This is a genomic window from Nostoc sp. S13 (genome assembly GCF_029379315.1).
In the GTDB taxonomy this organism is placed as follows: Bacteria; Cyanobacteriota; Cyanobacteriia; order Cyanobacteriales; family Nostocaceae; genus Nostoc.
The window spans coordinates 1-23,373 of record NZ_JAQYWQ010000064.1 but is presented as its reverse complement, the minus strand read 5'-3'; the positions used below and the strand labels follow the sequence as shown (position 1 = coordinate 23,373).

The 23,373-nt window shown below is 43.3% G+C and carries 13 protein-coding genes and 2 pseudogenes; 12 read left to right on the top strand and 3 right to left on the bottom strand.

Going from position 1 to position 23,373, the window contains the following annotated elements:
* Nucleotides 1-246: 246 nt before the first annotated feature.
* The 5 genes and pseudogenes from PUQ00_RS19365 to PUQ00_RS19345 form a co-directional block, all read left to right on the top strand.
* Nucleotides 247-6,162, top strand: coding sequence for an AAA family ATPase (locus tag PUQ00_RS19365; protein WP_300419597.1), 5,916 nt, complete (start codon nucleotides 247-249; stop codon nucleotides 6,160-6,162).
* 74 nt (nucleotides 6,163-6,236) lie between these two features.
* On the top strand, nucleotides 6,237-9,383 hold the full coding sequence (locus PUQ00_RS19360; RefSeq protein ID WP_300419594.1) for a serine/threonine-protein kinase PknK: 3,147 nt from the start codon (nucleotides 6,237-6,239) through the stop codon (nucleotides 9,381-9,383).
* Nucleotides 9,335-11,128, top strand: coding sequence for an ATP-binding protein (locus PUQ00_RS19355; protein ID WP_300419592.1), 1,794 nt, complete (start codon nucleotides 9,335-9,337; stop codon nucleotides 11,126-11,128). The genes PUQ00_RS19360 and PUQ00_RS19355 overlap by 49 nt, the downstream gene beginning before the upstream one ends.
* A gap of 57 nt (nucleotides 11,129-11,185) precedes the next feature.
* A pseudogene (locus tag PUQ00_RS19350) lies at nucleotides 11,186-11,458 on the top strand (Uma2 family endonuclease); the annotation flags it as partial.
* Nucleotides 11,459-11,579: 121 nt separating this feature from the next.
* Nucleotides 11,580-12,029 (top strand): annotated as a pseudogene (locus PUQ00_RS19345) (Uma2 family endonuclease); the annotation flags it as partial.
* A gap of 47 nt (nucleotides 12,030-12,076) precedes the next feature.
* On the opposite strand, the gene aroQ reads toward PUQ00_RS19345, so the two are convergent.
* Both aroQ and ctpA read right to left on the bottom strand, forming a co-directional pair.
* Nucleotides 12,077-12,718 (bottom strand): gamma subclass chorismate mutase AroQ, encoded by a 642-nt coding sequence (aroQ, locus tag PUQ00_RS19340; protein ID WP_300419631.1) that lies wholly within the window; start codon nucleotides 12,716-12,718, stop codon nucleotides 12,077-12,079.
* A 249-nt stretch (nucleotides 12,719-12,967) separates the two neighbouring features.
* Nucleotides 12,968-14,212, bottom strand: coding sequence for a carboxyl-terminal processing protease CtpA (gene ctpA, locus PUQ00_RS19335; protein WP_300419589.1), 1,245 nt, complete (start codon nucleotides 14,210-14,212; stop codon nucleotides 12,968-12,970).
* Between the two features lie 617 nt (nucleotides 14,213-14,829).
* On the opposite strand from ctpA, the gene petB reads away from it, so the two are divergent.
* The 5 genes from petB to PUQ00_RS19310 all read left to right on the top strand — a co-directional run bounded on the left by petB (nucleotide 14,830) and on the right by PUQ00_RS19310 (nucleotide 19,520).
* A complete protein-coding gene (gene petB, locus PUQ00_RS19330; RefSeq protein WP_300419586.1) occupies nucleotides 14,830-15,477 on the top strand; it encodes a cytochrome b6 in 648 nt (215 codons plus the stop codon).
* A 255-nt stretch (nucleotides 15,478-15,732) separates the two neighbouring features.
* On the top strand, nucleotides 15,733-16,215 hold the full coding sequence (petD, locus tag PUQ00_RS19325; RefSeq protein ID WP_300419583.1) for a cytochrome b6-f complex subunit IV: 483 nt from the start codon (nucleotides 15,733-15,735) through the stop codon (nucleotides 16,213-16,215).
* Nucleotides 16,216-16,778: 563 nt separating this feature from the next.
* Nucleotides 16,779-17,222: an anti-sigma regulatory factor gene (locus PUQ00_RS19320; protein WP_300419629.1), complete on the top strand. Its 444-nt coding sequence runs from the start codon at nucleotides 16,779-16,781 to the stop codon at nucleotides 17,220-17,222.
* Nucleotides 17,223-17,887: 665 nt separating this feature from the next.
* Nucleotides 17,888-19,090 (top strand): glycosyltransferase, encoded by a 1,203-nt coding sequence (locus tag PUQ00_RS19315; RefSeq protein WP_300419581.1) that lies wholly within the window; start codon nucleotides 17,888-17,890, stop codon nucleotides 19,088-19,090.
* Nucleotides 19,091-19,148: 58 nt separating this feature from the next.
* A complete protein-coding gene (locus tag PUQ00_RS19310) occupies nucleotides 19,149-19,520 on the top strand; it encodes a hypothetical protein (RefSeq protein WP_300419578.1) in 372 nt (123 codons plus the stop codon).
* 134 nt (nucleotides 19,521-19,654) lie between these two features.
* Here the strand turns inward: PUQ00_RS19310 and PUQ00_RS19305 are convergent, their stop codons facing one another.
* A complete protein-coding gene (locus PUQ00_RS19305; protein ID WP_300419575.1) occupies nucleotides 19,655-20,086 on the bottom strand; it encodes a hypothetical protein in 432 nt (143 codons plus the stop codon).
* A 390-nt stretch (nucleotides 20,087-20,476) separates the two neighbouring features.
* Between PUQ00_RS19305 and PUQ00_RS19300 the strand changes: the two genes are divergently transcribed.
* Both PUQ00_RS19300 and PUQ00_RS19295 read left to right on the top strand, forming a co-directional pair.
* Nucleotides 20,477-20,812, top strand: coding sequence for a hypothetical protein (locus tag PUQ00_RS19300; protein WP_300419573.1), 336 nt, complete (start codon nucleotides 20,477-20,479; stop codon nucleotides 20,810-20,812).
* Nucleotides 20,813-20,999: 187 nt separating this feature from the next.
* Nucleotides 21,000-23,141, top strand: coding sequence for a pentapeptide repeat-containing protein (locus PUQ00_RS19295; RefSeq protein ID WP_300419570.1), 2,142 nt, complete (start codon nucleotides 21,000-21,002; stop codon nucleotides 23,139-23,141).
* Nucleotides 23,142-23,373 lie beyond the last annotated feature (232 nt).

Genomic DNA, 23,373 nt, shown 5'->3' with positions numbered 1-23,373 from the left:
AAGAGTTATATAAATTTTAGATATGTAAACTAGATGTGGTTTAGCTTATTTCAGCCAATGCTTAAATCTGGAAGCGACCAAACCATGTTAAACACTTGAGAATTTTATCAACTATTTACGAGATTCCAAAAAACCTACCTTTGAAAGCTGCCATCAATCCCTAATGCAAGTTTTGTAACGTTTGTTAATCAAGATATTGTCCTGGGAATTCTAACCTTAGTACACAGGAATTCTCAAAAAAAGTTTATGAGCGCAAAAGTTGATGGAACTTTAACGATCGCTGGCTACCAAATCATCGAGCAACTTTATTCAGGTTCTCGCACACTCGTGTATCGGGCAGTTCGAGAAGGCGATCGCCTAGCAGTTGTGATCAAGCTCTTAAAACGAGAATACCCTACCTTCAGTGAATTAATCCAGTTTCGCAACCAATATGCGATCGCTAAAAATCTAGATATTCCCCGGATCATCAAGCCCTACAGCTTAGAAGCCTATCGCAACGGCTATGCCTTAGTCATGGAAGACTTTGGTGGTGTTTCCTTGCGGGATTTTACCCAAGGACGACCATTGACTTTAGAGCAATTCCTTGCCATTGCCCTACAACTGCTAGACACGCTACACCCGTTACATCAACAGCGCGTCATTCACAAAGACATTAAGCCAGCCAACATCTTGATTCACCCGGACACGAAACAAATTAAGCTGATTGACTTCAGTATTGCCTCACTTTTACCACGAGAAACTCAGGAGATCCAGAGCCTCAACGGACTGGAGGGAACCCTAGCGTATCTTTCCCCAGAGCAAACCGGACGGATGAACCGGGGCATTGACTACCGCAGCGATTTCTATTCATTAGGTGTGACTTTCTTTGAACTATTGAGCGGAGAACTGCCCTTTGAGTCCCATGAGCCGATGGAGTTGGTGCATTGCCACATTGCCAAGCTTCCACCCTTTGTCTGCGATTTCAACCCCGATTTGCCTTTGATGCTGGGCGAGATTGTCCGCAAACTGATGGCGAAGAATGCCGAAGACCGCTATCAGAGTGCGCTGGGACTTAAACATGACCTTGTTAGCTGCCTAGAACAGTGGCGAGAAACAGGCAAGCATACCTGGTTTGAATTGGGACAGCGTGATATCAGCGATCGCTTTATTATCCCCGAAAAACTCTACGGGCGGGAATCGGAAGTGCGGACGTTACTGGATGCATTTGGTCATGTTGCCAATGGTGGCTGTGAACTGATGCTGGTAGCAGGTTTCTCTGGCATTGGCAAAACCGCAGTCGTGAATGAAGTGCATAAGCCGATTGTGCGGTGGAACGGTTACTTCATCAAAGGGAAATACGACCAGTTTAACCGCAACATCCCTCTGTCTGCTTTTGTGCAAGCCTTTCGTGATTTGATGGGACAGTTGCTTAGTGAAAGTGATACTCAACTCGAACAATGGCAGAGCCAGATTTTAGCGGCAGTTGGAGAGAACGGGCAAGTTTTGATCGAGGTGATTCCTGAACTGGAGCAGATGATCGGCAAACAGCCTGCAATGGCTGAATTATCGGGCAGTGCGGCACAGAACCGTTTCAATCTGCTGTTCCAGAAGTTCATTCAGGTGTTTACTACAGTAGAGCATCCTTTGGTGATGTTTCTCGATGACTTGCAGTGGGCAGATTTGGCATCGCTCAATTTGCTGAAGCTGTTGATGGTAAGCAATCGGGGTTATCTATTCATTATTGGCGCATACCGCGATAACGAGGTGTTTGCGGCTCATCCACTCATGTTAACGCTAGATGAAATTCAAAAGGCATCCTCCCACGTCAACACTCTGACCCTAGCTCCCTTGAGTCAAGCAGATGTGAATCATTTGATCGCCGACTCGCTCAGTTGTACAACGGAACGGGCACTGCCGTTGACAGAGTTGGTTGATCAAAAAGCCAAAGGCAATCCCTTTTTCACGACTCAGTTTCTGAAAGCACTGTATGAAGATGGGCTGATTACCTTTGATTGGGAGGCAGGTTTTTGGCAGTGTGATGTAGGGCAAGTGCGATTGCTTGCCCTCACCGATGATGTGGTGGAATTTATGGCACAACAGCTTCAGAAATTGCCATCCAACACTCAAGATATTTTGAAACTGGCAGCCTGTATTGGCAACCAGTTTGATTTGGCGACGTTGGCGATCGTCTATGAAAAGTCACAGACAGAAACCGCTACGGATTTGTGGAAAGTATTACAAGAAGGATTTGTGATTCCCACCAATGAAATCTACAAATTTTATCAAGCTGAAGCATCAACCGCCACAGTTCAAAGATCACAAAAAGTTGACAGATGTGGTTACAAGTTCTTGCACGATCGCGTTCAACAAGCTGCCTACTCTTTGATTCCTGACGACCAAAAGCAGGCAACCCATCTCAAAATTGGGCAACTGTTGTTGCAGAAAACTTTGCTCAACGATCAGGGTGAAAAACTGTTCGATATCGTCAATCATCTCAATGTCGGGCAATCTCTAATTACCCAACCATTCCAACGGAATGAACTCGCCCAGTTGAATCTTGCTGCCGGACGCAAAGCGAGATCAGCAACGGCTTACAGTGCCGCGATCGCCTATTTGATCACCGGCATTAACCTGCTCCCAGGCGATCGCTGGCAACATCAATACAACCTCTCTCTCGCCCTCTATGAAGGTGCAACAGAGGCAGCCTACCTCAGCACCAATTTTGAACAGATGGAGCAGTTAGCAGAAACCATCCTGACTCATGCCCATTCCTGGCTCGATCGGGTCACTACCTATGAGGCTAAGATCCAGGCTTGCATCGCCCAAAATCAACATCTAGAAGCTTTGCGGTTAGCACGAGAAATACTAAAACAACTGGGGGTGCATTTGCCAGAACAACCTACCCAGGTAGACATCGAGCAGGCGCTTCAGCACACCCAAACACTCCTCAGCAACAGATCGATTGAATCCTTGTTGGAGTTACCCGAAATGACCGCGCTGGAGCAAAAAGCGGCAATGACTATTATATCAAACATCATCTCTGCTGCTTATCAAGTTAGTCCAAACCTGTTACCCTTGCTCACCTTTGTTCAAATCGATTTATCCGTGCAATACGGGAATGCAACGGAGTCAACCTATGGTTATGGCCAGTACGGGTTGATGCTGGTTGCCATGTTAAAAGATATTGATGCGGGCTATCGCTTTGGGCAATTAGGGATGAACCTGTTACAGCGTATCAATGCCCTCAAGCTTGCTGCTAAAACCATTTTTGGATTCAACACCTTCCTCAGACATTGGCAAGAACCCGCGAAAGACACGCTGGCAGGGTTTCTGCAAGCTTATGCCAGTGGACTAGAAACCGGTGATCTACAGTATGCTGCCCTCAGTCTCATGGGCTACAGCTACACCGCTTATTTGAGTGGGCAGGAACTTTCTGCCCTCAAACAGACGATGGATGAACACCGCAAGGTGATCCAGCAATTTCGTCAGGATGGCTATCTTCAGATTCAAAGTATTTACTATCAAGCAATTCTTAATTTGCTGGAACCGACGGCTCAACCAGATCGGTTGTGTAGCAAACACTATGATGAGGATGAGATGATTCAGCTTCATCTCAAAGCCAATCAATTGCTGGCGCTGTGTCAACTTTATTTCAATAAACTGCTCCTTTCCTATTTGTTCCATCGGTATGAACAAGCGCTCTCAAATGCCCGTCTGACAGAACAGTATTTGGGTGCAGCCGTAGGACTCATCCATGTTCCGCTCTTCTCCTTCTACGATGCGCTAGTGCAATTAGCGATTTATCCAACTGCCAGTCAGACAGAGCAAGCAGCCATTCTAAATCAGGTTTCTGCCCATCAGGAGAAACTTCAGGAGTGGGCATCTCATGCACCCAGCAATCAGGCTCACCGCTGTGCGCTAGTTGCCGCAGAACGGTGTCGAGTTCTAGGCGAAAAAGCCAAGGCGATCGAACTTTACGATCGCGCCATTGTTCTTGCTGAAGAAAACGATTACATCCAAGAAGAAGCACTTGCCAACGAACTCTCTGCTAAATTTTACCTCGACTGGGGCAAAGAGCGCATAGCTGGGGAATATATGATCCAAGCTTACTACGGTTATGCTCGTTGGGGCGCTAAAGCCAAAGTCGCCGACTTGGAACGACGCTATCCCCAACTCCTCGCCCCCATCTTAGAGCAAACCCGTTCTCCCCTCTCAACTAACGAAACTCTCTTCACATTGGGGAGTGTCACCTCCACCAGTTCCGCCACTTCTAGTAGTAGTAGCGTCTCTGTTGCTTTAGATTTAGCTGCCATTCTCAAAGCTTCTCAAACCCTTTCAGGCGAAATCGAACTCGAAAAACTGCTTTCAGCATTGCTGCATATCGTCATTGAAAATGCGGGAGCCGATAAGTGTGTGTTCATGCTTTGGCAGTCAGGGCGTTTACTAATTCAGGCGCTAGGACAGCTTTCCCTTGGTGTCACATCTGTACAGAACAAGGGAATTACCCACGTCGATTTTTACTCAATGTTGCTCAACCCCCAGCCAATTGAAGACTCTGTTGATGTGCCAGTTGGCTTAATTAATACCCTTAAACGCAGTTTAAAATCTACGGTAATTACTGATGCCACAGTGCATCCGCAATTAATCAATGACCCGTATATTCAGCAACAGCACCCCAAAAGTATTTTGTGCAGCCCGATTTTGCATCAGGGTAAGTTGCTTGGTATATTGTATCTGGAAAATAATGTGGCAACCGGAGCATTTACGAGCGATCGCGTCGAACTGCTCAACTTACTTTGTACTCAAGCTGCAATTTCTTTAGAAAACGCCCGACTATATACCAGAGAACAGGAAAAATCACAAGTCTTGCAAGCTTCACTAGCACAATTAAAACAGGCTGAAGCATCTCTAGCCAAAGAACGAGAGTTTTTTAATGCGATCATTCACAATATTACCGATGGGATTGTTGTTTGTGATGCTAGTGGCAAGTTGACCTTATTCAATAACGCAACTCGTGAGTTTCATGGTTTACCAGTAGAATCATTACCAGCAGAAGAATGGGCAGAACACTTCTCACTCTATCAACCTGATGGTCAAACACCTCTGTCAATCATAGAAATCCCTCTGTTTCGGGCCTTACAAGGGGAAATAGTCGAAAATGCTGAAATGATAATTGCGCCGAAGCATGGTTCTAGGAGAATTTTGTTAGCAAGCGGACAAGCAATCTTCGATTCTTCGGGCAACAAACTCGGTGCAGTCGTTGTCATGCGAGATATTAGCGAGCGCAAAAAAGCTGAACTTGCCTTGCAGCAAAAATCACTTGACTTAGAAAACGCGTTGAACAATCTGCAAAACGCCCAATTACAAATTGTCCAAAATGAAAAAATGTCAGCACTAGGTAACTTAGTTACTGGTGTGGCTCACGAAATGAATAATCCCCTTGGTTTTATTGCTGCCAGTCTAAAACTTGCTCAACCCACTGTTGCTGATCTTGTTGAACACTTAAAACTCTATCAATCAAGCCTGCCCAATGCCAGTGATGAAATCAAAAACCATGCTGAAGAAATCGACCTAGATTATAGCTTATCAGACTTGCCTAAGATGATTGATTCCATGTCTATGGCGTGCGATCGTCTAAAAAATATCAGCACCAGTTTACGAACTTTCTCCCGTGCCGACAAAGATTGTAAAGTGTCGTTTAATATTCACCAAGGCATTGATAGCACAATTTTAATTTTGAAACATCGTCTCAAGGCGAATGAACAACGTCCAGCTATTGAAGTGATAACTCAGTACAGCACTTTCCCTCAAGTTGAGTGTTTTCCTGGACAATTAAATCAAGTATTTATGAATATCTTAGCAAATGCTATTGATGCATTGGATGACTCAAATACAAATCGGAGTTTTGAAGAAAATCAGCTTGATTCTCACCGCATAATAATTAAAACATCATTAGAAAATGCCGGGGTAAAAATCACGATCGCTGACAATGCTAAGGGGATGACTGAAGAGGTAAAACAAAAGATATTTAACCATTTATTTACTACGAAATCTGTCGGTAAAGGGACGGGGTTGGGGTTAGCGATCGCTCGTCAAATAGTTGAAGAAACCCACTGCGGAAAATTGAGTTTTAACTCAGTTCTGGGTAAGGGTACAGAATTTATCATTGAAATTCCGGTATGATTTTTCGCTCTTGTTGTTAAACAGCTTCAGATATCCGGGAATACTAAATCTGGAAGTCTTAAGGATTTAGCAATATGGTTAGCACTTTTGTTAGTATTCCCGGATATCGCATCAGTGAAGAACTCTACAATGGTTCCAGAACCCTAGTTTATCGAGGGTATCGAGAGACTGACTTATTACCAGTAGTGATTAAACTGCTGAAAAATCCTTATCCCAGCTTCTCTGAACTCTTGTCGTTTCGCAATCAGTACACCATTGCCAAAAATCTCAACTCACCACTAATCGTCCAAACCTATAGCCTAGAAGCCTACCAAAATGGCTATGCGCTGGTGATGGAAGACTTTGGGGGGATTTCTCTCAAAAATTATTTCACCTCTGACCAGACGCGATATATCGCGTCTCTACAACAGTTTTTAGGAATTGCGATCGCACTGTGCAATACCTTAGATATACTCTACCGGGAGCGGATTATTCATAAAGATATTAAACCCGCTAATATTTTAATTAATCCTGAAACCAAACAAGTTAAATTAATTGACTTTAGTATTGCATCTTTACTACCACGAGAAACGCAAACACTAATTAATCCTAATGTGTTAGAAGGAACACTTGCTTATATTTCCCCAGAACAAACAGGAAGAATGAATCGCGGGATTGACTACCGAACTGATTTTTATTCTTTAGGGGTGACATTCTACGAGTTACTTACAGGAAAGTTACCTTTTGCGTCAAACGATCCAATGGAGTTGGTATATTCTCATATTGCAAAACAACCACCACTTTTAGGGAAAAGGGAAGAAATTCCGCAGGTGATTTCAGATATTGTGATCAAATTGATGGCAAAAAATGCCGAATCCAGATATCAGAGTGCGTTAGGAGTGAAGTTTGATTTAGAAAATTGTTTACATCAGCTACAAGTTTCTGGTGAAATTCACAACTTTGAAATTGCGCTTAGGAATGTGTGCGATCGCTTTCTTATTCCTGATAAACTCTATGGAAGGGAAACTGAAGTCGCTACACTCCTCCAAGCATTTGAGCGAGTCAGCAAAGGTGTAACAGAAATGATGCTGGTAGCTGGCTTTTCCGGAATTGGTAAAACTACGGTTGTCAACGAAGTTCATAAACCAATTGTGCGGCAACGTGGTTATTTTATCAAAGGAAAATATGACCAATTTCAACGGAATATTCCTTTTTCGGCATTTGTGCAAGCATTCCGGGATCTAATGGAGCAATTGTTAACAGAAAGCGATACTCAAATTCAGCAATGGAAAAACAAAATATTAGCAGCAGTTGGCGAAAATGGACAAGTAATTATTGAAGTCATCCCGGAATTATCAATAATTCTTGGTGAACAACCACCCGCCATAGAATTATCAGGAACATCTGCACAAAATAGATTTAATTTATTATTCCAAAAATTTACCCAAGTCTTTAGCAGCTTAGAACATCCATTAGTGATGTTTTTAGATGATTTGCAATGGGCAGATTCAGCATCGCTGAAGTTAATGCAGCTATTGATTGCTGATACAGATCATCTTTTGTTAATTGGCGCGTATCGTGATAACGAAGTCAACCCAGGACATCCATTGATGTTGACTTTGAGCGATATTCAAAAAACACTCTTCACAATTAATACGATTACTTTAGCACCACTGAGTCAAGTCACAGTGAATCAATTAGTTGCTGACACCCTGAAATGTCCAGAAAGTTTCGCATCGCCTCTTTCTGAATTAGTTTATCAAAAAACTCAAGGGAATCCGTTTTTCGCTATACAGTTTCTCAAAGCATTGCATCAAGAACATCTGATTCAATTTGATTTTGAATTAGCCTGTTGGCAATGTGACATTGTACAGGTGACAAGTCTTGCTGTTACAGATGACGTTGTTGCTTTTATGGCATTTCAATTACGAAGACTACCTGAATCAACTCAACACATATTGCAGTTAGCTGCTTGTATTGGTAATCAGTTTGATTTAGTAACTTTGGCAATGGTTTCAGAGCAATCTCAAATGGAGACGGCTGCTGATTTGTGGAAAGCATTACAAGAAAGATTGATTTTACCGAAGGATGATGTTTATAAGTTTTATATCGGACAAGATAGTCTTGCACGTGCACCGGAAAATCAAGAGACTGTTACATACAAATTTTTACACGATCGCGTCCAACAAGCCGCCTACTCCCTGATTCCCGACGACCAAAAACAGACGACTCATTACCAAATAGGGCAACTACTACTCCAACAGATTTCCCCAGCAGCTAGAGTTGACCATATTTTTGAAATAGTCAATCAATTAAATTATGGAACTGCTTTAATTAACCAACCCAAAGAACGATCAGAATTAGCCCTACTCAATCTGATTGCCTGTCGCAAAGCCAAAAGTGCCACCGCCTATCAAGTAGGGCGTGAATATGCCAGTACTGGATTATCAATACTTGGAGAAAAAGCTTGGCAGCAGCAATATGAAATGACTCTATCATTCCATGACGAGGCAGCTGAATTGGCTTCGCTATGCGGTGACTTTGAGGCGATGGAACAGTTGATTGAGACGGTGATCAGCCAGGCACACTCTTTACTGGAAAAGGTCAATGTTTACTGCATTAGAATTTTAGCCAAGACCTCTCAGGCTAAATTGACCGAAGCCATTGCGCTCGGCATCCAGCTTCTGCAACAGTTGGGTGTAACGATGACCGAATCACCCACACTAACCGATATTCAACAGTCAATCCAAGAAATTAGCGACCTGATTGGGGACAGGGAAATTGCAGATTTTATTCACCTTCCGGTGATGAGTGATGCGAACAAACTTGCAATTATCCAGGCTGCCAGCAGCATCATTTCACCAGCTTACCTCTCTGGCTCTGTCTTGTTCCCATTACTGACTTCCTTATCAGTCAAATTATCCCTGCGGTATGGAAACGTTTCTGCTTCAGCTTATAACTATGCTTGCTATAGCATGATTATCTGTAATATCTTGCAAGATGTGGATTTAGCAGTACAGTTTAGTCAGTTGGGATTGAATGTCGTCTCAAAATTCGATGCTAAAGCGGCTAAACCTGAAGTATTACTGATGCAGGCAGTGTTTATCCTCCACCGCAAAGCTCACATTAAAGAAACGTTACCACTGTTCAAACTATCTCAGGCGAAATCGAACTTGAAAAACTGGTTTCATCGTTGCTTTCTATCGCCATCGAAAATGCGGGGGCTAATAAATGCGTGTTAATGCTCGTGCGAGACGATTCGCAATCCGACACCAAAGGTGAACGCCTGCTGATCAAAGGGTCAATTACTGAGGGTTCGGAGCCAGTTGTGTTGCAGCGCCTTCCGATTGAGGACAGCCGGGACATTCCCCTGAAACTGATTTATAAAGTGAAGCACAACAGGCAGACTGCTGTGCTGCTTGATGCAACGGCTGATCCGACCTTAGCTAATGACCCGTATATCATTCATCAGCAGCCCAAGAGTATCTTGTGCAGCCCGATTTTACATCAAGGTAAGTTGCTGGGTGTGTTGTACTTAGAAAACAATCTTGTTACTGGAGCATTTACCTATGATCGTGTGGAACTGCTGAATTTACTCTGCGCTCAAGCGGCAATTTCTTTGGAAAATGCCCAACTTTATGAGCGATCGCTAGAGTATTCTCAACAGCTAGAGCAGTCACTGAATGAGTTAAACGCCGCACAGTCTCGCTTCCATCACCTGGTAGACAACGTTCCTGGTGTAGTTTATCAATACCGCATGAGTACTGATGGGGTAATATCGATGAACTACATCAGTACCGACTGTTACAGCTTGCTCGAAATTACCCCTGAGCAAGCTATGTCCAATTTGGAGTTTCTCGAAAATAGTGTGCATCCAGACGACATCGCAAGTTATCGAAAGTCCACAACTGATGCCATTCAAACCCGATCTTCCTGGCACTGGTCAGGGCGAATTGTCACCCCATCAGGAATTATTAAGTGGATTCACGCAGAATCACGAATCGAACACCTTGCCGATGGCTCAGTAGTTTGGGATGGATTATTCTTGGATATGAGCGAACAGCAAGCTGCACTTCACGAACGCAAACTGGCTGAACTTGCCTTGCAACAAAAATCACTTGATTTGCAACAAGCGTTAACTGATCTGCAAAATGCCCAATTACAAATTGTCCAAAGTGAAAAAATGTCAGCACTGGGCAACTTAGTTGCTGGTGTGGCTCACGAAATGAATAATCCCCTTGGTTTTATTGCTGCCAGTCTGAAACAAGCTAAACCCACTGTTGCTGATATTGTTGAACATCTCGCACTATATCAATCAAGTTTACCCAATAAAAGTGAAGAAATCATTGACCACGCCGAAGAAATCGACTTGGACTATAGCTTATCAGACTTGCCCAAAATGATTGATTCCATGTCTATGGCGTGTGACAGGCTCAAAAATACCAGCACTAGTCTCCGCACTTTCTCCCGTACTGATAGAGATTACAAAGTACCATTTAACATTCACGAAGGCATTGATAGCACAATTTTAATTTTGAAACATCGTCTGAAGGCGAATGAACAACGTCCTGCTATTGAAGTTACCACAAATTATGGTAATTTACCTCAATTCGAATGTTTTCCTGGTCAATTAAATCAGGTATTTATGAATATTATCGCCAATGCTATTGATGCATTAGATGAATCTAATCACGAACGCAGTTTTGAGGAAATTAAAGACAATCCTAACTGGATTACAATTACAACCTCAGTCGAAAATAATCTAGTTAAAATTGCCATTGCTGATAATGGTAAGGGGATGAGTGAATCAGTAAAACAAAAGATATTTGACCATTTATTTACTACTAAAGCTGTCGGTAAAGGTACAGGATTAGGACTGGCGATCGCCCGGCAAATTATTGTCGAAAAACATGGTGGTCAAATCATCGTCGAATCTGAAGTTGGCAAAGGCACAAAATTTGCGATTCAGCTACCGTTGTCAGCATAAGCCAGAAAATCACAGTTATATATTGTACGATAAAAATAAATTGTCGCTGCCCTAATTATGCCTCGTTCCTCGCTTTGGCGTTTGACAGTTCCCCCATTGGAAAACGGCGATTGGCTGACCTGCTTTGAATTTGAGCGGCGCTACAGCGCCATGCCAAAGCTAAAAAAAGCCGAATTGATTGAAGGAACTGTCTACATGGCTTCACCGCTGCGTTTTGAACCACACGCCGAAGCTCATGCCAAAGTAATAACCTGGCTAGGAGTTTATCAGGCAATCACCCCAGGAGTGCGTGTTGGTGATAACGCAACAGTTCGCCTTGACTTGGACAATAGACTTATCCGGAAATGAGAACTTTATTTGGCTGAAACCTAGCTCTGGAGAGGGTTTTAGAGGTTCCTGTTTTATATAAGCTAAAAAGCCAGCTATGTAAGGGTTTCAGCTATTTTGAGGTTTATTTGTGGATAAGTCTAATGAACCCCAACGCGACGCGGTGTTATTGATTGATACCCAGGCGGGTGGGCGCTCGCACCTGAGCCAGGATGGTTATGTGGAGGGAGCGCCAGAACTGGTTGCAGAAATTGCCGCTAGTAGTGCCACGATCGATCTGGGTGACAAAAAACGTGCTTATCGGCGGAATGGAATACAGGAGTACTTTGTGTGGCAGGTGTTTGAGCAGCGCATCGATTGGTTTTACCTAGAAGCAGGAGAGTACATAAATCTGCACCCCGATGCGGCAGGTGTGATTCAAAGTCAAGTCTTTCCAGGATTGTGGTTAGATCAATCTGCCTTGCTGGCGGGGGATATGCAACAGGTGTTAACCGTATTGCAGGCAGGAGTGAATTCTATCGAACATCAAGCCTTTGTGCAGCAGTTAGCCCAGGCAGTACAATCGGATGGATAATTTGGCACATCTTCATACATAATTGGCATTAGCTGTCGCTAACCCGATCAACGGAAGTTACCCACTTTGCAAGAAGCGCTTTGAAATTGCAGCAGGGGTGAAATTGCTAGGGTCTGCACTCGCTGATCAATACCATCTCCCTGAATAATTACCTGAGAACGTGACTGAATTAATTGCCGTATCTGCGGACAACCTAGAACAGGAGTCAGTTCTTTTAAAGCAAAGACAAATTCTGTGTTTAATTTATCTAACGATGGTCGCAATGTCTGGTTTAAGTCTGGCACGTTAGGAAAAGATTTAATGCCTTGCTTTTGCCAGTTTTGAAAATCAACTGTTTGGATGAGTTTTCCTGCTTCTATTTGTCCTTGAAAAAATGCTGCAACTGTATCAGGTTCTAGACTATGGGTTGTCGCTTGTTGCCTAACCTTTAATAGTAACTCTTGTTCCCGCTTTAGATCCTCAATAGGACGTTTGTGATTCCATTTCCACCGGGCTACATTATGTGCAATTAGCAATCGTTGCTGGATCAATTTTAGTAATTTATCTACAGGTACTTGTTGATCTGCGATCGCAATAGCTTGAGGATTTGCTGATTGTACTGACCCAGACTTCTGAGCAGCGAAATATAATTTTAAGTTGGCAGCAACTACTGTACTACTGAAAAAAAGCCCAAAGAAAGTTATGATCACAAACAATAGTGGATGCTTTCTGAAAAAACTTAAATTCATGTCAATAAGTTTATACACCCTGCTACTTAGCAAGAATTTTCAGTAATTCGATAGGAATACAGTATTTTCAATCTCAGACAAAATATCTCATAGTTACTGAAAAAAAGCAAGTTCAGCACAAAAGCTGTTGCGTGTGCTGGAAAACTCTGCTTTTGAGGGTGATTCCCAGTCAGAGACTGGGAACAAGGCAAACTCCTAACTCCTAACTCTTTACGCCTTTCCCGCCATCACTGAGTTTTTAACCAAAAGTTCCAATGCTGCTTGATATTGCAGATCCGCTTCGGTGCCAATCTGTTCACGGTTAATTGGCTCTTGGGAAATCACTTTATCCGGCTTAATACCTAGTTTATTAATATCCCGGTGTTGAGGAGTTTCATACTTAGCAATTGTGACTGCCAAGCCCGAACCATCTGATAATTCAAATAAGGATTGAATTAAGCCCTTTCCAAAGGTGGTTTCGCCTACCAGTTGGGCACGACCATTATCTTGGAGTGCCCCAGCGAGAATCTCACTGGCACTAGCTGTTCCTTGATTTACCAAAATCACCAGAGGATTGTTCGTCAGGGCTGGCCCAAAGGCTTCAAAACTACCCTGAATGCCTTGTCGGTTAACAGTGTAGACGACAGTGCCAGAGTCTAACCACAGACGGGCGATTTCAATTCCTGATTGCAATAGTCCCCCAGGATTATTTCGTAAATCCAGAATGTAGGCAGCAGCGCCTTTTTTTTCTAGACTAGAAATAGCGTGTGCCAATTCCGTTGAGGCGTTGGCATTAAATTGAGTCAGGCGAAGGTAGCCAATTGGTTTACCCTCAGTGGAAACACGTAATTCTGAGACCACAGGGTTAAGAGCAATGCGATCGCGTGTCAATCTAATTTCCGTTTCTGTCTTTCCGTCTCGTTCGATCACCAGAGTTACAAGGCTGCCACTCGGCCCGCGCATTCTGGTCGCAGCTTCATCAAGGGTGAGATTTTCTGTGGAAACGCCTTCAATTTTGAGAATGCGATCGCGTGGTCTAATTCCGGCTTTATCTGCTGGTGAACCAGCGATGGGAGCCACTACTTCCAACTTTCCAGTCTCAGGATTCAAGGCAATTTGCAATCCAACCCCAGTCAGTTCTCCAGAAGTATTAACCTGTAAGCTACGGTAATGTTCCGGATCTAAAAAGCGGGTAAAAGGATCATCGAGGCTCTTAAGCATCGTCCCAATTGCCGTATAACTGGCATTTGAGTCGGTGAGAGGCTTCTCCAGAACCTTTTGCCGGACTGCCGCCCAGTTTTGATGATTAAACGTCTCATCTAGATAAGTGCGATTAACAATTCGCCAAACTTCCGAAACCAGCTTTTGTTCCGTCGTCAAAGCTACCGCTGGCTGGGTCAGCGTACCCAACACCAACCAAAACGCCATTAACAATGAAAATCCAACCCGAAAGACTTGTTTATTCATGAACCCCATTATCAATTCCACATCAACCCAAATTGCCTAGATAATGCCCACTTGCCCTGTTGTTGATGAAATCTATCTCTCGATTATGTTACTTTTTTTATAGAAGTGGTGCATTTTTCTCATCAAGTTGTTCAGTCAACTGAGGCATCGTATCCACTCACCAAAGGATAAAATCTACTTTGTGTCCACCATTTTATGTGTAGGGACGTCAAGAGATCGCAATATATTCCGTCTTTACGGGGCGTGATGCGTAAAGCCCGCCGTTTCTAACCGGGGGATATAAGCAAACAGGCTGAATTTATTCAGCCTTTGTGCAGTCGGGACAACGAAAACACTTGGTTAGGCGATGTCAGACAGGCTATGCCTGCAATTGCTGTTTGAGCCTAGAATCCCCCAAATTTAGCGTCCCTTGCGCGTGCCGTTAGGCAAGCTGATTCTGGGGAGTATGTCAAAAAGTGTAAAGTTTCTGAAGTCTCTTAGCACGCCCAAAGCTGACAAGTAAAAAAACTCCCCCTTACTAAAATCCCAAAATTGCTAATTGGGAGAGAAGTCTGAGCCAAGGCTTCTGCCGATTCAGAACTTCGGAATTTATCAACCGCAACCGACTTTTAGGAACTTGAGATTGTATGGCCAACGTTTACGACTGGTTTGAGGAACGCCTAGAAATTCAGGCACTCGCTGAAGACGTCACTAGCAAGTACGTCCCTCCCCACGTCAATATCTTTTACTGCCTGGGTGGAATTACCCTGGTTTGCTTTCTCATCCAGTTTGCCACTGGATTTGCCATGACGTTCTACTACAGGCCAACAGTAACTGAAGCTTTCTCTTCAGTGCAGTACATCATGACTGAAGTAAACTTCGGTTGGCTAATTCGCTCCATCCATCGCTGGTCTGCCAGCATGATGGTGTTGATGATGATTTTGCACACCTTCCGGGTTTACCTGACTGGTGGTTTCAAAAAGCCTCGTGAATTAACCTGGATAAGTGGTGTCATCCTGGCTGTGATTACCGTTTCCTTCGGAGTCACTGGCTACTCCCTACCTTGGGATCAAGTTGGCTATTGGGCTGTGAAAATCGTTAGCGGCGTACCAGAAGCAATTCCGGTGGTTGGCGTTCTGATCTCCGACCTGCTACGCGGCGGTTCTAGTGTTGGTCAAGCAACACTAACTCGTTACTATAGCGCCCACACCTTTGTTCTGCCTTGGTTGATTGCAGTCTTCATGCTGTTTCACTTCTTGATGATCCGCAAGCAAGGCATTTCCGGTCCTTTGTAATCTTAGCTATTAGCGAAAGGCAATATTTGTCAGTTCCCAGATGAAGTTGTTTATTTTAAACTTATGAAACACAAAAAATTAATTGTACATAAGTTCCAAAAAATAAACACTTGTATCTGAAGCCTAAAGCTATAAAGACCCTCCAGGCGGCTGACCGTAGATAGACAAATGCTGTTTGCCGCCTGCTGGTTGCATAGTAGCTGATAGCTTTCACAAATGCTTTAATTTAACTTAAGCAGGAGAGCATATTTCAAAATGTCAACACAAAAAAAACCTGACCTGAACGATCCTCAGTTAAGAGCCAAACTTGCTAAAGGCATGGGTCACAACTACTATGGTGAACCCGCTTGGCCTAATGACCTACTTTACGTATTTCCAATCGTAATCATGGGTTCCTTCGCTGCGATTGTGGCTCTAGCTGTGCTAGATCCCGCCATGAACGGTGAACCAGCAAATCCTTTCGCCACACCATTGGAAATTTTGCCGGAGTGGTACTTATATCCAGTCTTCCAGATTTTGCGATCGCTTCCTAATAAGCTTTTAGGAGTGTTAGCAATGGGTTCAGTACCAGTCGGACTGATTCTCATTCCCTTTATTGAGAACGTCAATAAATTCCAAAACCCTTTCCGCCGTCCAGTTGCAACTACAGTATTCCTTTTTGGTACCCTTGTCACCCTGTGGCTGGGTATTGGTGCTGCTTTGCCATTGGATAAATCTTTGACCTTGGGACTATTCTAAATTAGTCACCAGAAAGTACTTTGACGCCTGTGAATTTCAAGAGCATATGCAGATGTGCTTTTGAAAAAAATCACCAGGCGTCAATTTTCACAGGAAAGAATTCAGGAGGAGCGAGTGCGGTCTTCTCCCTACAGCCCTTCTCAAGACAGGAGACCTACGCGTAGCTTGCTTGTCTAGTAGGGGTATGGGCATCTTACGGTAGGCATCAGCCTCTCACGGATCAAAAAAGACCGCACTTGGCGCAAAATCCCCCATTGATAGCATTCTGAATTCTGAATTCTGAATTCTGATTCAATAGTTCAGATTGGATCTTAGATTTTAAGTTTTGGATTGAAAAGCTATTCCAAAATCTTAAATCATCAAAAGTCAACAAATACAAACATTTTTTACTTACTCAACGTAAGTTGCTAGTTACAACCCTCGAAATGCCAAAATCGTTCATGTTTTGTATTTTGGTACACAAAATATGTCAATTTAGATTTTTCTATGTCAGAGAAATTTTGCGAATAGTGCAAAATTTAATAACTAGTAACTTGGGTTTATTTATATTCAAGTCACAGTTAATTCTTAGCATAGTGCAGCAGGATCATCTGACGGTTAAGAGCGAACTCAGTCTGCTAAACCAGGTGCAAGAATGGTTTGAGCAATTTTGTCTGCAACATTTGTCTCAACTTGGCTGGTCAAAAACCCAACTAGATCGTCTGAATTTAGCATTAGCAGAAGGCTTTACCAACGCTGTTCGTCATGCTCATCACGCTTTACCCCCGGAAACAACCATTGAGATTAACGTTTATCTCTGGATTGACCGACTAGAGATTAGAATTTGGGATTATGGAAAACCTTTCAATCCTGATGCGATCGCAGAACCAGCCCCAGGTACTCTACAAGTAGGCGGGTATGGATGGTTTCTCCTGCGGCGGCTGGCTGACCGTGTTGTATACGAACGTGGTGCCGATGGTAGAAATTGCCTGCTCATCGTCAAATACTCTGTAGAAACACAAAAATAAAAGTTAAACAGTCAAAGGTAAAGGAAGGTTAGAATACTTCTGACGCCAATTTTAGGTTTTGAGCGCAGGCAAAGCCCAGGGAAAGAGTACCAGCACCGTGCGAGGCACTGTCTTCTCTACCAGAGGCTGGACTTAGCTTGCTTATACTTCGGAGTACGAAAAACAAAACTTCTTTTATGGTCGCCGCTACGCGTAGCTTGCTTCACCGTAAGGGTACAGATATTTTGCCCAAAGTTGAGCTCCTCACTTGAAAGCAGAAGGAGTCTGTAATCAAATATATAGTTATTTGATTGATAAGAGTGTACTCTTTTTTCAATATGATTTGGATTAGAGTAATATATTTTTTACGTAAGATTGCTTATTTATTATGATTTTTTTGTAAAGCCTCAAAGAATATTTTTGTATAAAAAGAATTAATGAATACAGTAAAGAGAACATTCGAGTTATACCAGCTCCCTTGTTAAAATTTGTTAGCAATGTTGAGAGTGTTATTTTTTGTTGTCCAAAAAGTGCCATTTAGTGCTTAATTAGTGCTTAAAGAGATAGAGGAAATACGGGACATATGACCAAGACACCCTAATTACAGGAATACTTTTTTGGTAAAAGCAGATTTACAACGGTTACAAAACGGTGCGATCGCGCCCTGACTGCGAGTATAATTTAATATGCTTATCACTACAGTGACAGAAAACCTCAAGTTAGGTAATAAAGTTAACAAAAAAACTAACCATGTCTTCGTGTTTTTAGAGATTTTTGCCCACGAAGGTGGTATTCAATCATATATAAAAGATATTTTTCGCGCCTATCTGGGATTGAGCCAACCCTACAAGGCAGAAGTCTTTTTGCTGCGAGATAGTCCTGATAGCTCAAATCCGTTTGAAGACGAGAACTTAAAATTTAATTACTTTAAAAATCAGTCTCCCCAAATAGGAAGACTACAAATGGCAGCAGCTTTACTTAAGTGTCTGTTGCAAAGGCGTCCGCAGCAAGTTTTCTGCGGTCATATTAAGTTAGCAGTATTAATCCAAACTCTTTGCCAGCCCTTGGGGATTCCTTACACCGTGCTAACTTACGGAAAAGAAGTCTGGGAACCGCTCAAAAATCAACAACGTCGCGCCCTGACATCAGCAGATAAAATTTGGACAATTAGTCGCTATAGCCGCGATCGCGCTTGTGTTGCTAATGGTCTAAACCCCAAAATGGTACAAATGATGCCTTGTGCAATTGATGGGGATAAATTTACTCCTGGTTCCAAGCAGCCAGAATTAGTCCAGAAGTATGGCTTAAGTGGTGCAAAAGTGTTAATGACCGTAGCGCGGTTATGGTCAGGGGATATTTACAAGGGTGTAGATGTCACGATTCGGGCATTATCACAAATCGCTCAGGTTTTCCCAGAAGTGAAATATTTGGTAATTGGTCGCGGTGATGACCAACCGCGATTAGCGCAGCTAGCAAAAAATTTAGGTGTGAGCGATCGCGTCGTCTTTGCTGGTTTCGTTGCCACAGAAGAATTAATAGAACATTACCGCCTTGCTGATGCCTATATTATGCCTTCGCAAGAAGGCTTTGGCATTGTTTATCTGGAGGCGATGGCTTGTGGAGTGCCTGTATTATCCGGTGACGATGATGGCTCTGCCGACCCCTTGCAGGATGGTAAACTGGGATGGCGAGTACCACATCGCAGTTTTGATGCTGTAGCAGCCGCTTGTATAGAAATGCTTCAAGGGGATGACCAGCGATGTGACGGAGAGTGGCTGCGAGAACAAGCGATCGCTCTATTTGGCATAGATGCCTTCCAACAGCACTTGCAAAAAATACTTCTATCCTCAGTAATCAAGTCCAAAGGACAAATTACCAATGACAAATGACAAATGACCAATGACTAAAATCGCTATCCTAGAAGGAGAGCAGGACGAATTTTAAAAAATGAGCTTTAAGTCATTTCAATTGAATCTTTTAAATCTCCGCCCTTGGCTCACCCTGCTGGCAGTTATTTGGTTACTGGCATCACTGGGCTTGGGTTGGTTGGTTAATTCGTTGCTAATTATTTTCGCGTTGTTGTTGTTGGCACCCGTTGTGGCTTTTTTTGGCTTTCGTTGGTGGCTGCGACGCAACTTGGTTGCTGATCAGTGTCCCGTCTGTAGATATGAATTTACAGGTTTAAATAACAGTCAGTTGCAGTGTCCTAACTGTGGGGAATCACTGTTAGTACAAAATAGTCATTTTCAGCGATTTACACCAGAAGGCACAATTGATGTCACTGCTGTCGAAGTTCCAGCCCAATCACTGGAAGATTAGTCATTGGTCATTAGTTATTAGCAAAGGACAAATGACTAATAGACATCTCCGAAAAAGAATGTAGAGACGCGAAATTTCACGTCTCTACAAGGGTTATAGATAACGCATATTTAATTTCACCAGATGTCTAATGACTATTTATTTTTTTGCGAGATTGAGAGGGTGTAGCTATACTCTCGTTGGGATAATTCGCCCACATGCAGCGAGTATTTTCCTGCCTGCCAGTAACCAGACAGTTCTGGCTTGTCTCCAGAATAGCTATCTGGCATTACACAAAAGCGCCCCCCAGGCCCGTCGATCAACAGCGTTGGCTTCCCTTGTCCCTCTACCGTTAATCGTAAATAAGGTAGTGACTCTGTAACCTGGATAACTTGACTAGGTTCAGTGGTAATATTGCCACAATTACTTTTGATAGTTCCTCCAGACTTTCCCTTCAAAATCAATGGATCTGGTTGGAAATTCCGATTAATTTGGGTTGTTGGTGGCTGTGCCAAATTAGCCTCAGTGAAAACCAAACTCATCGCCAAAGCTGTGGGAACAATTGCAAGTAGCCTAAGCGTCTTCATTTTAATTAATGCTCCAGGATTTTTTAGAGCAATATTGTTATGCAGTAGTGATTTAATTGACGACAGCAATCCATCTTGGTTCCAAAAGCTGCCGTATAACCTAATACCATCGAGTTCAGGATTGTTTGTGAAGATTTCATGTGTTTAGAAACCATCAATCGTAGAAATTATCGATGTTTGGTTGCACTTTTACACCAAAATATTTCACCGTATATTCTGCATTTCAAACCGTAACATGCCAGTAATATAAAAATCATCATCATAAATTTTATCTGCCCAAAAAGTTCTTGCACATACAGAGATTAGCTAAAATCACTAAGACAACCACCAAAAATAGAATTTGGTTGATCTGTTGTTGAATAAGTGACTTAGCCGAGGTAGAAAAGATTAATGAATCCTCAACCAGAAAAAGACTTACAGCGTCGCCTCGATCAGCTACAAGCAGAGATTAATTCCCCACCTGGGGTGGTTCCCCAACCACAAGAACAAACGTCTCAGTCTATTTTTGCCAACTTGAACTTGCAACTGGAGCGATTTCAAATTTGGTTCAAGAGCTTATCTGGGGCTAAAAAGCTAGTAGTTTCGGCTGTGACGGTGCTATTGGGCTTGGCGATGCTGCAAGCAGTGTTTAAACTAGTTGCATCTGCAATTACTCTGGCACTTTTGGCAGTCTTAGTGTATGTTGGATACAAATTTTTTGTGTCTAGTAGCTTTCAACGTAAGTAATAAGTTGATATGCACTTACTTGCCACTTTGCCCGGAGTTGTGAGAGTCAGGAGCCAGAATACACACGGCTCCTGACTCTCATAACCCTTAAATTCTATTTCAACATGCTTTTCTTTTTGCCGATTAGCTTAGTCTATTTTAATTGTGCCGATCGCGGCGTAGAAATAATATCGAAGGGAATTATGCGATGACGACACCAATTGTCAGGAGAAGTACTAATCAATCTGGTCAGTCAAAAGAACCGGAAAAAGCCAAGTCGTTGTTGCTAGCAAGTAGGCGTTTTGCAGCTTGGGCGGCTGAAATCACACTAGTGGTTACTAGTGGGTTGATTCCCTTTGGCATTGGTGTCTATGCCAATTCTAGAAGCGATTTGAACCGAGTACCGCTTAACCCGGTGCTGGTAGTAACACAAAGAGCGATCGCCAGACCCCTGGCTCTGCCTGTGAGCTATGGCATCCCTAACGTCGCATGGCCCACTAATATTTTATGGACAATCGCCTTATTAGCGCCTGTAACTCTCTCGTGGTGGCAATTGTATTTACTGGCTAAGACTGGTAGCACAATTCCTAAACGTTGGTTAAAACTGCGGGTTGTTAACGAGGAAGGGACAGCGCCCGGATTGGCAGCAGTTGTGATTAGAGAAGGAGTTGGGCGTTGGACTGTACCCATTTCCATCGCCTATCTGCTGTGGCGCTACAGCTTTGCTTTTCCGAATTTAGGATTATTCACATTTTTGTCTTTGTTAATGATTGTGGGTGAAGGGATTGGCTTACCGTCGCGCCAGGGACGTCGCGCACTCCATGATCAACTTGCAGGCACTTATACAATAGATGGACTCTTAGCTAGCAACAAACAAGTTCAGTCTGCTGACGGTAATCATGAAGCAGAAGAATGGCAGGAGGCAAATGAAGAATTAGTAGTATCTCAAACCAACCAATCGCCAAATCTGTGGCGGCGGATACAGCAAAATCCTAATCTTACCTTGTTTGGGGTAGGGCTTACGAGCATGACTGCTGTGTTGGCAACTTTAATCGGCACTCAAGTTTATATCCAAATTCAACAATCCCAGCGAACAACTAAGCAAATCAACAGCCAACAGTTTCTCGAACTCGTCAAACAAGCCAGTCCCAACTCTGGGGCGACTAATGAGCAACGCCAAAGTGCAATTCTGGCTATGGGTAGTCTTGATGACCCACAGTCGATTAAATTTCTAGCGGATTTATTAGTTAACGAAACCAACCCTAGCCTCCTGGATACGGTTCAACAAGCTTTAACAACTGTCGGGCCCAAAGCCATCCCCGAATTAAAAAATAAGAATCAGTTTTTGGTGGGTGAACTGGAGTCTGTGGGTAGTACTACAACCCAAGAGCGGGAATTACGGCAAGGGCGGCTACAAAGAAATCAGACGACGATCAACAAGATTCTCTCTGTTTACAGTGGTAAAATCGACGGCGTTGACCTTAGTCGCAGCCAATTAGGTCAAAGCGGTACTCCAGGAAGTTCCTTCTTCAGCTTGGTATTAGACAACGTTGATTTATCAGGAGTTAAGTTAAAATCTGCAAATCTTAACCAAGCTAGTTTGAAAGGTAGCCGCTTTCGGGGTGTGGGTGAAGATGGACGCTGGGATACATACGACGATGCGATCGCTGATTTAAGCCAAGCTCAGTTGCAGCAAGCTAATCTTACTGATGCTAATCTCAGTCGCGTCTTGATGAACCGTACCGATTTGAGCCGCGCCACTCTCAACAGAGCCAACTTATCCAACGCGCGTTTATTTGACGCTAAACTCAACAGCACTCAACTAGTAGGAGCCGATCTGCGGAACGCAGTCTTGGAAAGAGCCAGCCTGACTGGAGCAGATTTAGGCGATGCCAACTTGAACGAAGCCAATCTGTACGCCGCGCGTTTAGGTCGCGTTAGTGCTATAGGAACGCAATTATCCTTTGCCAACTTAACTAACACTGATTGGCAAGGAGCAGATTTATCAGGAGCCTATTTGGATCGTGCTAATCTCAGCAATGCTAACCTGGGCGCCACTCGTCTAGCTGGTGCTGTTTTGCGTTCTGCCCAGATGGAAAACGTTAATTTGCAAAATGCCGACCTAAGTCAGGCAGATTTACGAGGGGCAAATGTCGCCGGAGCAGATTTTAAGGGGGCAATTCTCGCCCCTAGCAAACAAGATCCAGCAGATCAATTTGTCCAAACCCCAGATTTAGGCTCAGTATCTGCCGTAGTCCAAGGGGTTGATTTTTCTCAAGCCAAAAATTTAGATGCCAAGCAATTAGCGTACATTTGTACTCAAGGAGGCATTCATCCGCGTTGCCCGTAGAATGAGAGAGGGGCGGGGAGCAAGAATTTTAGATTTTAGATTTTAGATTTTGGATTAAAGAATTGAAATTTAATCCAAAAGACGTTCGATAGCGTTCGCGTAGCGTCTGACTCGCTCTTTGTGGCGCTATCGTCAATCCAAAATCCAAAATTGAATTGCCCTGTTTGGCCAATGCCCAATGACTAATGACTAATGACTAATGACTAATGACTAATGACTAATGACTAATGAC